At 72.7% G+C, this 418-nt stretch carries 1 protein-coding gene; it reads left to right on the top strand.

Annotated elements, in window-relative coordinates; genetic code table 11:
* On the top strand, window positions 1-418 hold a 418-nt coding region (locus tag G3I17_RS39410), incomplete at both ends, for a GNAT family N-acetyltransferase (RefSeq protein WP_164604529.1).

Below are 418 nucleotides of genomic sequence, written 5' to 3'. Positions count from 1 at the left end.
CCCGGATGTCCACCTCCCGCGGCCAGCGCACCCGGGCCTACGTACGCAAACTCGACGCCCTGGGCATCGAGGAGCGCGTCGTCCCCGAGCACGAGGTGCCCACGGCCGTCGAGAACCTGCTGCGCCTCCACATCCTGCAGTGGGAGGGACGCGGGGTGACCCCGGAGCACGCCAGGCCGCGCTTCGCCGCGCACCTCAAGCGGGCCGGGCAGCACATGGTGGCCGGCGGCGACGCCGTCATCACCGAGTACCGGCTGGACGGCGAAGTGCTGGCGGCGGACCTCAAGATGCTCTCCCCGCAACTGGTCGGCGGCTATCTCTTCGGCGCCGACCCCCGGCTGCGCGCCACCAAGGCCGATCTCACCACCATGCTGATCAGGAACGGCGCCGGTCACGCCACCGCATCGGGCGGCGGCGG

It is taken from the genome of Streptomyces sp. SID13031 (assembly GCF_010548305.1).
In the GTDB taxonomy this organism is placed as follows: domain Bacteria; phylum Actinomycetota; class Actinomycetes; order Propionibacteriales; family Kribbellaceae; genus Kribbella.
This window is presented reverse-complemented; position numbering and strand designations above follow the sequence as displayed.